13 protein-coding genes are annotated in these 14,826 nt (G+C 64.0%); 5 read left to right on the top strand and 8 right to left on the bottom strand.

From position 1 onward, the window contains the following. Positions 1 to 122 precede the first annotated feature (122 nt). From LRP30_RS42390 to LRP30_RS42370, 5 genes are all read right to left on the bottom strand, one after another. Positions 123 to 440 carry an HPr family phosphocarrier protein gene (locus LRP30_RS42390; RefSeq protein ID WP_091884753.1) on the bottom strand — a complete coding sequence of 106 codons (318 nt, stop codon included), beginning with the start codon at positions 438 to 440 and terminating at the stop codon, positions 123 to 125. Further along, positions 437 to 838, bottom strand: coding sequence for a PTS sugar transporter subunit IIA (locus LRP30_RS42385; RefSeq protein WP_007597752.1), 402 nt, complete (start codon positions 836 to 838; stop codon positions 437 to 439). The genes LRP30_RS42390 and LRP30_RS42385 overlap by 4 nt, the downstream gene beginning before the upstream one ends. A gap of 133 nt (positions 839 to 971) precedes the next feature. Further along, a complete protein-coding gene (locus LRP30_RS42380) occupies positions 972 to 1,496 on the bottom strand; it encodes an HPr kinase/phosphatase C-terminal domain-containing protein (protein WP_249758682.1) in 525 nt (174 codons plus the stop codon). After that, positions 1,493 to 3,289 carry a sensor histidine kinase gene (locus tag LRP30_RS42375; protein ID WP_128936935.1) on the bottom strand — a complete coding sequence of 599 codons (1,797 nt, stop codon included), beginning with the start codon at positions 3,287 to 3,289 and terminating at the stop codon, positions 1,493 to 1,495. The genes LRP30_RS42380 and LRP30_RS42375 overlap by 4 nt, the downstream gene beginning before the upstream one ends. A gap of 117 nt (positions 3,290 to 3,406) precedes the next feature. Next, positions 3,407 to 4,108: a response regulator transcription factor gene (locus LRP30_RS42370; RefSeq protein ID WP_008542552.1), complete on the bottom strand. Its 702-nt coding sequence runs from the start codon at positions 4,106 to 4,108 to the stop codon at positions 3,407 to 3,409. 242 nt (positions 4,109 to 4,350) lie between these two features. Here LRP30_RS42370 and LRP30_RS42365 point away from each other — a divergent pair, with 242 nt between their 5' ends. From LRP30_RS42365 to LRP30_RS42355, 3 genes are all read left to right on the top strand, one after another. After that, positions 4,351 to 5,100, top strand: a complete 750-nt coding sequence (locus LRP30_RS42365; protein WP_128940244.1) for a DUF2470 domain-containing protein — start codon at positions 4,351 to 4,353, stop codon at positions 5,098 to 5,100. Positions 5,101 to 5,164: 64 nt separating this feature from the next. Further along, positions 5,165 to 7,762 carry a tetratricopeptide repeat protein gene (locus LRP30_RS42360; protein ID WP_249758681.1) on the top strand — a complete coding sequence of 866 codons (2,598 nt, stop codon included), beginning with the start codon at positions 5,165 to 5,167 and terminating at the stop codon, positions 7,760 to 7,762. A 286-nt stretch (positions 7,763 to 8,048) separates the two neighbouring features. Continuing rightward, positions 8,049 to 9,665 carry a phosphoenolpyruvate carboxykinase gene (locus tag LRP30_RS42355; RefSeq protein WP_128936933.1) on the top strand — a complete coding sequence of 539 codons (1,617 nt, stop codon included), beginning with the start codon at positions 8,049 to 8,051 and terminating at the stop codon, positions 9,663 to 9,665. Positions 9,666 to 9,833: 168 nt separating this feature from the next. Here LRP30_RS42355 and LRP30_RS42350 read toward each other — a convergent pair whose 3' ends face one another. Further along, on the bottom strand, positions 9,834 to 10,649 hold the full coding sequence (locus LRP30_RS42350) for a thioesterase family protein (protein ID WP_249758680.1): 816 nt from the start codon (positions 10,647 to 10,649) through the stop codon (positions 9,834 to 9,836). Between the two features lie 227 nt (positions 10,650 to 10,876). After that, positions 10,877 to 13,393 (bottom strand): glycogen/starch/alpha-glucan phosphorylase, encoded by a 2,517-nt coding sequence (locus tag LRP30_RS42345; protein ID WP_164940053.1) that lies wholly within the window; start codon positions 13,391 to 13,393, stop codon positions 10,877 to 10,879. Between the two features lie 216 nt (positions 13,394 to 13,609). Here LRP30_RS42345 and LRP30_RS42340 point away from each other — a divergent pair, with 216 nt between their 5' ends. Continuing rightward, a complete protein-coding gene (locus LRP30_RS42340; RefSeq protein ID WP_245473367.1) occupies positions 13,610 to 13,843 on the top strand; it encodes a hypothetical protein in 234 nt (77 codons plus the stop codon). A 71-nt stretch (positions 13,844 to 13,914) separates the two neighbouring features. Here the strand turns inward: LRP30_RS42340 and LRP30_RS42335 are convergent, their stop codons facing one another. Then, entirely contained in the window at positions 13,915 to 14,205 is a 291-nt protein-coding gene (locus tag LRP30_RS42335) for a GIY-YIG nuclease family protein (RefSeq protein ID WP_128955862.1), read from the bottom strand. Positions 14,206 to 14,394: 189 nt separating this feature from the next. On the opposite strand from LRP30_RS42335, the gene LRP30_RS42330 reads away from it, so the two are divergent. After that, positions 14,395 to 14,826, top strand: coding sequence for a hypothetical protein (locus LRP30_RS42330; RefSeq protein WP_128936928.1), 432 nt, complete (start codon positions 14,395 to 14,397; stop codon positions 14,824 to 14,826).

Genomic DNA, 14,826 nt, shown 5'->3' with positions numbered 1-14,826 from the left:
TCCGGGTGATGGGGTACAGGTCTCACAACGATCTCATGCGCGGAGGGAGGCCCCTCACCCCAATCCTCTCCCCGTAAGAACGGGGCGAGGGAGCGCAGCACGGCGCGTGGCGGGAGAAGGGCCTAAACCCCTTCCTCGTTGAACTTGCTTTCAACCAGCTCGGTGATCGCAGTGAGTGCCGCTTCGGCTTCGTCGCCGGCAGCCGCGACCGTGATGGTCGTGCCGGGACCCGCGGCCAGCATCATCAGGCCCATGATCGAGGTGCCGCCGACGGTCTCGCCGCCGCGCGTCACCCACACTTGCGCGTTGAAGCGCTCGACCGCCTGGACGAACTTCGCCGAGGCGCGGGCGTGCAGGCCGCGCTTATTGATGATCAGAAGCTCTTTGGAGATCGCCCCCGCGGGCACGCCCGTTGCGGCTTGCGGCGCGTCGTCGCTCATTTGCCGGCGAGCACGCGGCTGGCGATGGTGACGTATTTGCGGCCGGCTTCCTGGGCCATCGCGATCGCGTCGGGCAGCGGACGCTCCTCGCGCACCTTGGCGAGCTTCACCAGCATGGGCAGGTTGATGCCCGCGAGCACTTCGACCTTAGGCCGGCTCATGCAGGATATTGCGAGGTTCGACGGCGTGCCGCCGAACATGTCGGTAAGGATCGCGACGCCGTCGCCGGAATCGACGCGGTTAACCGCCTCGATGATGTCGCTTCGGCAGAGATCGGAATCATCTTCAGCACCGATCGTGATCGCTTCGATTTGCTTTTGTGGGCCCATGACATGCTCAAGCGCTGCCTTGAATTCGTCGGCAAGGCGCCCGTGGGTCACAAGTACTAGACCAATCATCGGAAAACTCCTCGCGGGCGCTTTTGGTGCGCCGCACGAACGCGCCACTTTGACCATCCAGAGCCCCTGCGCAAGAGGGGATGTTGCGTATCTCCCTGAATCTAGACGGATGGATGAGGGGAGCTGCGCCGGTCTATTCGGTCGCGATAGTGGGGTTCATATGGTTACCATTTCCCTTCAAACAATCGGCTGAGGGCTTAACGGAAGATGAACTCTTGGTAGTGGTCAAGGCCGCAACAACCAATGGGAGGGGCGAATAGCCGCGGCTAACGGGGATTCGCGGTATTTCGACACCAGAAATGCTGGTTTTCAGCGATTCTGTCGCAGGCAGGCGCTCGGCGTCCGCCGCGTCCAGATCGACCACTAGGCCGACCGTCGCATGCTCCACGAAGTCGCAGCGGCGGATTCCCAAGCCCCGGATCTCGATCAGGCCGGCCAATACCGGAGCGGGGCGGACTTCAATTTCATGGCCGACTGTCGCCAGATGGACACGGTCATCCCCGACCAGAACGGCCCTTTCGATCAGGCCCGACCGGCCGGCCATGATCAAATCGAAGGCAAGGCGCGACTTGCCGGAGCCCGAGGGACCGCGGATCAGCACGGCAAAATTCCCGACCTTGACGGCGGAGGCGTGCACGCTGGGGCCGCCGTCGCTCATAGCGCCGGCAGCCTCACCACGAACCGCGCGCCCGTGACCGTCGGCGCGCCGTCGGCATCGAGCGGGCCTGCGCGGTTCTCGGCCCAGATGCGCCCGCCATGGGCATCGACGATCTGCTTGGAGATCGACAATCCGAGGCCGGAGTTCTGGCCAAAGCCCTGATGCGGACGGTCGGTGTAGAAGCGCTCGAAGATGCGCTCCAGCGCGTCGTCGCGGATGCCGGGGCCCTCGTCGTCGACCACGATCTCGATCTCGCCGCGCACGCGGCGGCAGGCGAGGCGCACCTTGCTGCCGGCTTCCGAGAACGATTGCGCGTTGGACAGCAGGTTGGAGACGACCTGTCCGAGCCGCGAATCGTGGCCGGTCACGGCGAACGTGTCGGTCGGGCCGCGGCCCTCGAAGCGGGTCTCGACCGCGACGTCGTGGCCGAGCTTGGTCTCGTTGGCGACGGACGCAAGCGTCGTCAGCAGGCGGCGCAAGTCGACCGGGATCGCATCCTGGCGCTGCAATTCGGCATCGAGGCGGCTGGCGTCCGAGATGTCCGAGATCAGACGGTCGAGCCGCTTGACGTCGTGCTCGATCACCTCGAGCAGGCGTGCGCGGCTGGTCTCGTTGCGCGCTAGCGGCAGCGTCTCGACCGCCGAGCGCAGCGAGGTCAGCGGGTTCTTCAGTTCATGGGCGACGTCGGCGGCGAACATCTCGATCGCCTCGATGCGGCTGTAGAGCGCGCTGGTCATGTCGCGCAGCGCGCCGGAGAGGTGGCCGATCTCGTCGCGGCGGCGGGTGAAATCGGGGATCTCGATGCGGGCCTTGATGCGGCGGCGGACGCGCTCGGCGCTGTCGGCGAGCCGGCGCACCGGACCTGCGATCGTGCTGGCAAGCAGCAGCGACAGCATGATCATGACCGTTGCGGCAACACCGCCGACCTTCAGGATGGCGAGGCGCTCGGCGGTGACCATCTGGTCGATGTCGTCGCCCTGGGTCGACAGCATCAAGGCGCCGTGGATGGCACGCGAGCGCAGCACGGGGACCGCGACCGAGACGATCACCTCGCCGCGCGCATTGACCCGCACCATCGAGCGCTTCTGGCCCTGGAGTGCGTCACCCACCTCCGCGTAGCCATTGCCATTCTCGGGCCCGAGCTCGCGGTAGAGCGGCAGGTCGCCGCGGTTCAGCCAGGTCCGCACCGCGACCATGCCGCGCTCGACGATGCCGGGCTTCTCCGCCGGTGGCGGCAGGTTGTAGCGCAGCACGTTTTCGAGGTTGCGGCTGTCGACCAGCAGGCTGCCGTTCGGATCGTAGATGCGCGCGCGCGTCTTGGTCGGCGAGATCAGCGTGCGCAGCACCGGCGCCACGCGCTCCGGATTGATCGGGAAGTCCAGCGGCGAATATTCGTCCGAGCCGCCATAGGTCTCGCCCGGCTTGAGATCGAGCAGCCGGTCGGGATCGATGGTGATGGCATTGGTCTGCACGGTCGCAGAGGCCGCGATAGCGCCGGCGATGATCTCGGCCTGCACCAGGAGGCTCTGCGCCCGCGCGTCGATCAGGCCGGCGCGGAATTGCGATAGATACAGGATGCTGGCGACCAGCGCGACGAGGCCGGCGAGGTTGAGCGAGACGATGCGGCGGGTCAGGCTCGAGAAGGACAGCGCGAAGAAGAACTGGCCGGCGCGCTTCAACCAGTTCAGCGGCCGCCAACCCTGCGGCTTGTCTTCGGCAACGTGCGCCGGAACGCCGTGGGATGCGACATCCTCGGCGCTCTGGTTTGGATCAGGCTGCGTTCGGTCAAGCAATGCTTACGCCCGCGTTAGGACAGCTCGTTGAGAAGGTCCCCGCATCCTAGAGCGATCCCGGTCCCGATGGAATCAGAACCGGCGATGCTCTCGTCTTTCGTGAAGCTGCCTGCCGCCTCAGGCTTCCTTGAAGCGGTAGCCGACGCCGTAGAGCGTCTCGATCATCTCAAACTCGTTGTCGACCACCTTGAACTTCTTGCGGAGCCGCTTGATGTGGCTGTCGATGGTGCGGTCGTCGACATAGACCTGGTCGTCATAGGCCGCATCCATCAGCGCGTTGCGGCTCTTCACCACGCCGGGCCGGGTCGCCAGCGCCTGGAGGATCAGGAATTCGGTGACGGTCAGCGTCACCGGCTCGTTCTTCCAGGTGCAGGTATGCCGTTCCGGATCCATGCGCAAAAGGCCGCGGTCGAGCGCCTTGGCATCGTTCTCCTTCGGCGCGACGGTCGGATCCTTCGGCGCCGAGCGGCGCAGCACCGCCTTGACGCGCTCGACCAAAAGGCGCTGCGAGAACGGTTTGCGAATGAAGTCGTCGGCGCCCATCTTGAGGCCGAACAGCTCGTCGATCTCTTCGTCCTTGGAGGTCAGGAAGATCACCGGCAGATCGGATTTCTGCCGGAGACGACGCAGCGTCTCCATGCCGTCCATGCGCGGCATCTTGATGTCGAGGATGGCAAGATCGGGCTGGGTGGTGCGAAAACCGTCAAGCGCGGAGGCACCGTCGGTGTAGGTCATGATGCGGTAGCCTTCGGCTTCCAGCGCGATCGAGACGGATGTGAGAATGTTGCGGTCGTCGTCGACCAAAGCGATTGTGGGCATGAGCCTCTGCTTTCTGCTTTCCGTTTGGGTCGTGGCTTGAAACGGCGAGCAATCCAGTGATGCGCCGCATACAATGGGTGCCGAACTCGGCATACGAACCTTGTCACCGAGCAATGCAAGCTAGGCTGAAGTGTGACCAAGTTCCACGAAACGCGGCAGATCCGCCGCGTCTCGACCCATAACCTGGCCCCGTTTACCCGAAAAAAGGCCTCCCTTGCAACCTCCTGACCCCGAGAAAGCCGATGCAACCGACCCCGGATTTCGACCCCGCGAAACTCGCCAAATCGCTGCTGCGACGGTCGCGGCAGGGGGCGCTGGCAACCCTGATGGCCGGTAGCGGCGATCCCTATTGTTCCCTGGTCAATCTGGCGAGCCATCCCGATGGCTCGCCGATCCTGCTGATCTCGCGCCTCGCCGTGCATACCCGGAACATCCTCGCGGACAGCCGGATCTCGCTGATGCTGGACGAGCGCGTGGCCGGCGATCCCCTGGAAGGGGCCCGGATCATGCTGTCCGGACGGGCGGAACAGGCCGGCACCGACAAGGAGTTGCTCCAACGACGGTATCTCAATGCCCATCCGTCGGCGGAGGGCTTTGTTTCGTTTAAGGATTTCTCCTTCTTCCGGATCCGGCCCACGGGAACCCATCTGGTCGCCGGCTTCGGCCGGATCGTCGACCTCAAGCCCGAGCAGTTCCTCACGGACCTCACCGGCGCCGAGGATCTGCTGGCGGCGGAGCAGGGCGCCGTCGAGCACATGAATGCCGACCATCGCGACGCCATGAACCTCTATGCCACAAGGCTCCTCGGCGCTGCCGAGGGCGACTGGCGCTGCACCGGCTGCGATCCGGAAGGCCTCGATATGCAAATGGAGCAGACCGCGCTGCGGCTGGACTTCCCGGAGCGGGTGACGGATGGCACGGCACTGCGCAAGATGCTGGTCCGCCTCGCTGGTGAGGCGCGCAAGAAGATGGACCAGGGCGCAACGCTTTGAACGTCGCCGCTCATCGCTGCGACCCAAGACCGTGATCGGTCCGACGGCGGCAGCGAGAGTGTTCATGGCAAGATGGAATCGAGTGGCGCTGATCGCAGGTCTCGCGCTCGCGGCGAGCACATCGCTGTCCACGGGTGCCCTTGCCCAGAAGGGCAATCTCGCGGCGCAGGGCGCCAGGGTCAACGCGCTTATGAGTGCCGGCAAGTATTCGGAGGCGCTCCCGCTGGCGCAGGCGATGGTCGCGAGCCTCGAGAAGAGCGACAACGGCCGCGAGCTCGCCGCTGCGCTCAACAATCTCGGTCAGGTCCATGCCGGCCAGGGGAGCGACGATCTGGCCGAGCCGCTCTACAAGCGCGCGATCGCATTGATGGAAAAGTCGCTCGGCCTCGACACTCCATTGGTCGCGTCCGAACTGACCAATCTCGCCGCGCTATATCAGCGGCAGGACCGCTTCGCCGAGGCCGAGCCGCTGTTCAAGCGTGCGCTCGCCGTGCGCGAAAAGAGTTTGTCGCGTGAGCATCCCGACGTCGGTCAGGCCCTCAACAATCTGGCCACGCTCTATGTCAAGCAGGAGCATTTTGCCGACGCCGAGCCGCTGTTCCAGCGGGCGCTTGCGATCTACCAGAAAGCCGCCGGGCCCGAGCATCCCGCGGTTGCGACAGTCCTGAACAACATCGGTCAGGTCGATCGCGACCTCAATCGCGATGCTGATGCCGAAGCGCCGATCAAGCGTTCGCTCGCGATCCGCGAGAAGGTGTTGGGGCCGGAGCATCCCGACGTCGCCCGCTCGCTGAACAATCTCGCGGGTCTCTATCAGCACCAGCAGCGCTATGCCGAGGCCGAGCCGCTGTATCGCCGCGCGCTGGCGATCCGCGAGCGCGCATTCGGCTCCGATCACCCTGACGTCGCAATCTCGACCAGCAATTTCGCCTATTTCCTCCAGATGTCCGGGCGGACTGCCGACGCCTTGCCGCTCGCAGAAAAGACGCTCACCAACAATCGTGCGCAGTTGCGCGTCGTGTTGCCGATCCTGTTTTCCGCGCGGCAGCAGCATCTCCTGCCGGACGACAAGGCACTGGACGAGGCGCTCGCGGCGATCCAGCGCGGCACGCAATCCTCTGCCGCCTCCGCCGTGAACAAGCTCGCGGTGCGGTTGGCCGCCGGCAGCGATCGGCTCGCCGAGCTCGTGCGTAAAGATCAGGATCTCGCGGCCGAGTCCGACGCGCTCGACAAGGCGATCATCGCTGCGGTGTCGAAGCCTTCCGCTCAACGCGACCGCGCGGCCGAACAGCGCAGCCGCGCGCGGATTGCGGCAATCGCGAGCGAGCGCAGCGGATTGCAGAAGACCCTCGCCGTCGAGTTTCCCGACTATTCCTCGCTCTCCAACCCGCTGCCGCTGGCGGTGAAGGACATTCAGGCATTGCTGTCGGTCGACGAGTCGATGGTGCTCTATTCTGTCGTCGACAAGCAAAGCTACGTCATCGCGATCACCCGCGAGGGCGTCGACTGGAAGGAGATCCCGCTCGGCGCAGATGCGCTGGCGCAGAAAGTGTCCGCCTTCCGTCGGGGATTGGACGTCGGCAAGGCGCACGATGCCTCCGGCAAAGCCGGATTGTTCGACCTTGCGCTCGCGAACGAGCTCTATGTCGCGCTGCTTGGTCCGGTGGAGGCGCTGACGAAAGACAAGCGCAACTTGCTGGTCGTGCCGTCAGCGGCGCTGACCGCGTTGCCGTTTCATCTGCTGGTCACGGAGAAGCCGCAAGCTGCGATCCCGGACAGGCTCGAAGGCTATCGCAGCGCCGCCTGGCTGTTGCGGCGTCAGGCCGTCTCGGTGCTGCCGTCAGTGATCAGCCTGAAATCGCTGCGCGCCTTTGCGCGCAGGGATCAAGGCATCAAGCCGATGACCGGCTTCGGCTATCCCGTGTTCAACCCTGCGCTGGAGGGGCCGGCCGAGCATCGTGCCGCACGCGGCAAGGTCGCTGCGCGCAGCATCGCGACCATCGCCTATACCGACTTCTGGCGCGGTGCCGGTGTCGATCGTGCGCGGCTGGCGCAGGCGCTGCCGCAACTGCCGGATACTGCGGACGAGTTGAACGCGGTGGCGAGGGATGTCGGCGCGACCGATGCCGACATCCATCTCGGTCGCGACGCCAGCGAAACGACGCTCAAGCGTGCAGCGCTTGCTCAATATGGCATCATCTACTTTGCCACCCACGGCCTCGTCGCGGGAGACGTCAAGGGAGTGGGTGAGCCCTCGCTTGCACTCTCTATTCCCGATCAGCCATCGGAGCTCGACGACGGCCTGCTCACCGCGAGCGAAGTGGCCCAGCTCAAGCTCAATGCGGATTGGGTTGTGCTGTCGGCCTGCAACACCATCGCGGGCGACAAGCCGGGCGCCGAAGCCCTGTCGGGATTGGCGCGCTCGTTCTTTTATGCCGGTGCCCGCGCGCTCCTGGTCTCGCATTGGGCGGTGGATTCGGAAGCTGCCACGCGCTTGACCACCTCGACGTTCGAGCTGCTCAAGAACGAACCGAAGATCGGTCGCGCCGAAGCCTTGCGCCGCGCGATGTTAAGCTATCTCGATGACGCCTCGTCACCGCGCAACGCCTACCCTGCGATGTGGGGGCCGTTCGCACTCATCGGCGAAGGTGAGGTACGATAGGAAGCGACGTCGGGCATTGTGCGTCGCAATAACTGGGTGTAACGCGCAAATGCGCGTTTGGTTGCGCGATCATTCGAGGTTTTTGAATGCGCCTGCTCAGAGCTGACATGCGCGACGTTTGGTGCGGTCTTTGAATAAACCAAATCCTACGGGATCAGCTTGGCAACGCCAGCGTTCATCAGTATTAGGTCGCCCAACCGAGGCTAAATGGCCTATATTCACGGTGACCGCGATGGCGCCAAAGTTTGGTCGCGCTAAGTGTCGCGGGTTCTAGGAGGATTTTTTCGTGCAAGAGACGGGCGTGCGCAACGGTGCCTTCGGCGCCGACAAATTCGGCTTAAAGAATCTCAAGCAGGTTCACTGGAACCTCGGTGCGCCACAACTCTATCAATACTCGCTCTCAGCAGGCGAGGCGGTGCTGTCCGCCGACGGTGCGCTCTGCGCCGACACCGGCGAGTTCACCGGCCGCAGCCCGAAGGACAAGTTCACGGTGCGTGATGCCACCACCGACAAGAAGATGTGGTGGGCCGGCAACCAGTCGATCACCGCGGAGCAGTTCGAGACGCTCCATCAGGATTTCCTCAAGCACGCCGAAGGCAAGACGCTGTTCGCGCAGGATCTCTATGGCGGCGCCGATCCGGCCTACCGGATCAAGACGCGCGTCTTCACCGAGCTCGCCTGGCACTCGCTGTTCATCCGCACGCTGCTGATCCGCCCCGAGGCCGTCGAGCTGTCGAGCTTCACGCCGGAGCTCACTATCATCGACATGCCGAGCTTCCGCGCCGATCCGAAGCGCCATGGCGTGCGCTCGGAGAACGTCGTCGCGATTGATTTCGCCCGCAAGATCGTCCTGATCGGCGGCTCCTACTACGCCGGCGAGATGAAGAAGTCGGTGTTCACCACGCTGAACTACTATCTGCCCGAGCGCGGCGTGATGCCGATGCACTGCTCGGCCAATGTCGGCGCCAACGACGACACCGCGATCTTCTTCGGGCTATCAGGCACCGGCAAGACCACGCTGTCGGCCGATCCCAACCGCACCCTGATCGGCGACGACGAGCACGGCTGGGGCCCGAACGGCGTGTTCAATTTCGAAGGCGGCTGCTATGCCAAGTGCATCAAGCTGTCGAAGGAAGCCGAGCCCGAGATCTTTGCTGCATCGACGCGCTTCGGCGCGGTGCTCGAGAATTGCGTGCTGGACAAGGACACCCGCGTCGTCGATTTCGACGACGGCTCCAAGACCGAGAACACGCGCTCGGCGTACCCGCTCGACTTCATCCCGAACGCCTCGCGCACCGGCCGTGCGCCGCAGCCGAAGAACGTGGTGATGCTTGCCGCCGACGCCTTCGGCGTGCTGCCGCCGATCGCAAAGCTCTCGCCGGCGCAGGCGATGTATCACTTCCTGTCCGGTTACACCGCCAAGGTCGCCGGCACCGAGCGCGGTCTCGGCAACGAGCCGCAACCGGAATTCTCGACCTGCTTCGGCTCGCCCTTCCTGCCGCTCGACCCTAGCGTCTACGGCAATATGCTGCGCGAGCTCATCGCCCGGCACAATGTCGATTGCTGGCTGGTCAACACCGGCTGGACCGGCGGCAAGTATGGTGTCGGCTCCCGCATGCCGATCAAGGTGACGCGCGCGCTGCTCACCGCTGCGCTCGACGGCTCGCTTCGCAACGTCGAATTCCGCACCGACAAATATTTCGGCTTCGCGGTCCCGACCGCTCTGCCGGGCGTGCCGGCTGAGATCCTCAACCCGGTCAACACTTGGAAGGACAAGGACGAGTTCGACAAGACCGCGCGTGCGCTGGTCGGCATGTTCCAGAAGAACTTCGCCAAGTTCGAAGCCCAGGTCGACGCTGAAGTGCGCGCCGCCGCGCCGGACGTGAAGCTAGCGGCGGAGTAGGATCGCAGCACTTGGAATGCAAAAGGGCGGCCGCAAGGCCGCCCTTTTTGTTTTCCGCGATATCTCTCCACCGTCATTGCGAGCGCAGCGAAGCAATCCAGTATCCTTCCGCGGAGGCAGTCTGGATTGCTTCGCTGCGCTCGCAATGACGTGCCCTGCGGGAGCAGCTCACGCCTTGAAATACGCGATCTGCGTCGTCGTCGCGAGCAGTCGTCCGTTCGGTGACCACAGCTCGCCGCTCTGGTCGCCATAGCTCTTGTGGAAGATCTTCGCGTCGGCCGTCGCCAGCACGCGCGTGATGTCTTCAGCCGCCAGCTCCTCGGCATCGGTGTGGAAATACGTCGTCAGCGACACCGTGCCGAATGGCACCAGTTCGCGCCGCGCATGGAAGACGCGGCCGAAGAAGGCGTCCGACATCGACATCAGCGACAGCATGTCGAGCTTGCGCGGCGTGCGGTCGCTGATCCAGATCTTCGAATAGGTGCTGGCGGGCTCGGCCTGCGGCGGGCCGATCCGCATCTCGCCCTCGACGAAGCGGAATTCATACTGGTTGGCCCAGGACGCCGCGATCTTCGGGAATGGCAGCGTCTGTTCGAACGGCTTGGCGTCCGGGCACTTCGCCACCCCGTGCTCCCAGGACGGCCGGCGCTCGGCGAACACGGCGGTGGCGAGCGTTGCGACCTCGCCGCCGCCTTGGCTGAGTTCGACGCTCCAATGCTGGCTGGAGCGGTTGGCCTTCACCAGCCGTAAATCGAGATCGAACGGGCCCTTCGCGATCGGCGCGCAGTAATTGACAGTGAGTGCGAGCGGATCGCCGGCGCGTTCGGGATGATCAATCAGCGCGCGCAAAATGGTCGCGGCGGTGGCGCCGCCGAACGGACCGACAAAGGCCCAGTAATCGTCGCTGGTGTGCCCCTGCCAGCTGGAGTCACCGGCGGTGATGCGGGTGGCGTCGTCGAAAGGATGCGGGAGCTTGGCGTGCATTGTGTTCCTCGGTTGTCTCCCCGACGGTCATTGCGAGCGCAGCGAAGCAGTCCAGACTGTCCCCGCGGAAAGAATCTGGATTGCTTCGCTGCGCTCGCAATGACTGTGTTTGAAGCTAGGGTGTCCGTATCACTGACGCCAGCTTGGGGATGACGACAATCATATCATCATCCGCCTTGCAAGGTGCAATAACCTCGCAGGTAAGGCCGATTTCACGCTGCGGAAAATCAGCCTGCGACGTCGCGCAGATCTGGCAGCAGCGGCGTGGTCGGATTGACCGGCACGTTCCAGATCTCCTCGGCGTATTCGCGGATGGTGCGGTCGGACGAGAACCATGCCATGCGCGCGACGTTGAGGATGGACGCGCGCGTCCAGGCCGGCGCCACCTGCCAGCGCGCATCGATCGCGCGCTGCGCCTCGTAATAAGAATCGAAATCGGCGCTGACCATGTAGTGGTCGAGATAGCGCAGCGCATGCGCGATGGATTCGAAGCGGCCGGGATCGCCGTTTGAGAATTCGCCGGTCCCGATCGCATTGATGGCACGCTGGAGCTTCGGCGAATTGCGGATGACGTCGGATGCATCCAGACCCTGCTTGCGCCGGATCATCACGTCGCCGGCTTCCAGTCCGAAGATCGCGATGTTCTCGGCGCCGACATGGTCGCGGATCTCGATATTGGCGCCGTCGAGCGTGCCGATGGTGATGGCGCCGTTCAGCGCCAGCTTCATGTTGCCGGTGCCGGAGGCTTCCATGCCGGCGGTCGAGATCTGCTCAGACAGGTCGGCTGCGGGAATGATCACTTCGGCCAGGCTGACATTGTAGTCGGGCAGGAAGGCGACCTTGAGCTTGCCGCCGATCGCAGGATCGTTGTTGACGGCCTCGGCGACGTCGTTGATCAGCTTGATGATCAGCTTGGCGTAGCGATAGCTCGCCGCCGCCTTGCCCGCGAAAATCTTCACCCGCGGCACCCAATTGCCGTTGGGATCGTCCTTGATCGCCTGGTACAGCGCGACGGTCTCGATGACGTTGAGGAGCTGGCGCTTGTACTCGTGGATGCGCTTGATCTGCACGTCGAACAGTGCGCTCGGGTCGACCTTGATGCCGAGCCGCTCGCCGATCAGCCGCGCCAGCGCCGCCTTGTTGGCGTGCTTGACGGCGCGGAATTTCTTCTGGAATTCGACGTCGCTGGCGCGGGCTTCGATCAGGCTGAGCTGGGTGGGATCGTCGAGCACGGCATCGCCGCAGGTCTCGCGCAACAGATCGGTCAGCTTCGGGTTCGCCAGCATCAGCCAGCGGCGGAAGGTGATGCCGTTGGTCTTGTTGGTGATGCGGCCGGGATAGAGATGGTTGAGATCGTGGAACACGGTCTCGCGCATCAGGTCGGAATGCATCGCCGAGACGCCGTTGATGCGGTGCGAGCCAACGAAGGCGAGCTGGCCCATGCGCACGCGGCGGCCGCTCCTCTCGTCGATCAGCGAGACCGAAGCGCGGAAGTCGATGTCGCCGGGGCAGCGCGCCTCCGCGAGCGCCAGATGCTGCACGTTGATGCGGTAGATGATCTCCAGATGCCGCGGCAACAGCCGCTCGAACAGCTCGACCGGCCAGGTCTCGAGCGCTTCGGGCAGCAGCGTGTGATTGGTGTAGGAGAGCGTGGCGACCGTGATCTTCCAGGCCTCGTCCCAGCGGAAATTGTGCAGGTCGACGAGGATGCGCATCAGTTCGGTGACGGCGAGGCTCGGATGCGTATCGTTGAGCTGCACCGCGACCTTGCCGGCGAGGCTGCGGAGCTGGCCGTCGGAGGCGAGATGCCGTTTCACCAGATCCTGGAGCGAGGCGGAGACGAAGAAATATTCCTGGCGCAGCCGCAGCTCGCGGCCCGCCGGGCTCTCGTCGTTCGGATAGAGGAATTTGCAGATCGCTTCCGCGCGCGCCTGCTCGGCGCTGGCGCTGACATAGTCGCCCTTGTTGAAGGCATCGAGCCTGAGCGGATCGGGCGAGCGTGCCGACCACAGGCGGAGCGCATTGACGTGCTGGCCGCGCCAGCCGACGATCGGCGTGTCATAGGCGATCGCCTGCACGGTCTCGCCCGGGTGCCAGATGGCGCGGTCACGGCCCTTGTCGTCGACATGCTCGACGCCGCCGCCGAAATTCACGTCGTAGATGACCTCCGGCCGCTGCAATTCCCAGGGGTTGCCGAAGCTCAGCCATTCGTCCGGATATTCCTGCTGCCAGCCCTGATTGATGATCTGGCGGAACAGGCCGTAATCGTAGCGGATGCCATAGCCGATCGCGGGGATCGACAGCGTCGCCATGCTTTCCATGAAGCAGGCGGCGAGCCGCCCCAAGCCGCCATTGCCGAGCGCTGCGTCCGGCTCGCATTTGCGCAGCTCGGGCAGCGACACGCCGAGATCGCCGAGCGCGAGCTCGAAGATCTTCAGGAGCCCCATGTTGTTGAGCGCGTCGGTGAAGAGGCGGCCGATCAGGAATTCGAGCGAGAGATAATAGACGCGCTTGCGCCCGGCGTCGTAGCTGCGCTTCTCCGCCGTGAGCCAGCGATGCACGATGCGGTCGCGCAGCGCGAGCGCCGCGGCCTGGTACCAGTCGTGCCTGGTCGCCATGCCCGCGTCCTTGCCGATCGCAAGGCGCAGCTTCGCCAGGATCGCACCCTTGATCTCAGCCAGCGCGAGCTCGTCGATGGGCTGGCCGGGGGCGGGAAAATTTGGCTGGAACGATTGATCTTGCAAGGCCGTCACTTCCTGGTCGAACGAACACCACTCACCCTACGCGTCATGCCCCTGCACCGGAACCATCGCTGGCGCGGTCGTGCACTGCGTTGATGCAAATTTATGCAAGGAACGGGCCGATTTGGGAACCCGGACCAGCACGGAGAAACACGGATTTGCTGCTACAATGGCGGCCAATTCAGCCATCACTGTGGAGGAGCCCTCATGAGACCTCTGATGAGACTGCTGATCGAAATCGCCACTGCGACCCTGCTCATTGTCTGCATCAGCGTCTCCACCGCCGCCTCCGCCGCCGGCAAAATCGGCCGCAGCGCCGACGGCCTCAGCTGCGCCGTCTCGTTGCCGCAAAACGCAACGCCAGCAGCCCGCTGCGCCGCCATCAAGCGCCAATGCGGCGGCAAGTTCTATGCGAGTGCGTGCGGGGACAGGCTGATGTCGGCGGTGAATTGAGGGCGTTGGGGCGAGGCGAGACTGCTTCCGCGCGTCGTTCCGGCGAAAGCCAGGACCCATTACCCCAACTGCTAGATGAGGCCCGACCGGTCATTCCAATCCGGATTTTCCTGCTCGATCAACTTGATCTTCCAGTCGCACTTCCAGAACTTCAGTTGCTTCTCGCGTGCGATCGCTTCTTGCGGTGTCGCAAGCGCCTCGACATGGACGAGCCGGAATACCTTGTATCTGTGCACGAACTTGGAGCCTCGCCCCGAGCGATGCAACTCAAACCGCGCGCGTACGTCGTTGGTGACGCCGACGTAAATCGTACCGTGATGACGACTTGCGAGGATATAGACGTAGTAGCTGCCTGTGCTCATGGCTCCAGCTCGCAAAGACAACGCCGACCGGGGTAACGGGTCCTGGCTTTCGCCAGGACGACGTTCTCAACAAGAGCGCCGGAGCATCGGAACAAATTAAGAACACTTTAGCAAGTCTTTGATATATCATTGTGATTCGGCATCTCGCCGACACAATATCTAGCGTCCTTCAGACTTCGCGAGGACTACATGTCCACCATTGCCTTCGATCAATTTGCCCTCACCCGGATCGCCGATTTCGCGCGGTCGCTGTCGCGACTGCATCGGGCGGCGCGGCGTCAGAGGATCGATGACGACCAGTTCGACCGCGAGTTCAACGCGGTGTGCCAGTCGATCTGGGGTTACACCATCGACGACATCAGCGATGAGCTGTTTTCGACTGACGACCATCTGTTCCTCGATACGCTGGACGAAGCGCAAGCGCGCATCTTCGCGGCCGCGCAGGGTTATGACCTCGTCGACGATCAGGGCATGCTGACCGATTGGTGGGGCTTTTGCTGGATGATCCTGGCCGAGAAGCGCGGCCTCCTGACGCCGGAAAACCGTGCCGCTGCGCGCGCGGCGATCGAGGAGAAATATCTGGCGGCGCCGAACGTGATCGGGGTGATCATTGGGAGGTAG

This window comes from Bradyrhizobium sp. C-145 (genome assembly GCF_023375135.1).
Lineage (GTDB): Bacteria > Pseudomonadota > Alphaproteobacteria > Rhizobiales > Xanthobacteraceae > Bradyrhizobium > Bradyrhizobium zhanjiangense.
This window is presented reverse-complemented; position numbering and strand designations above follow the sequence as displayed.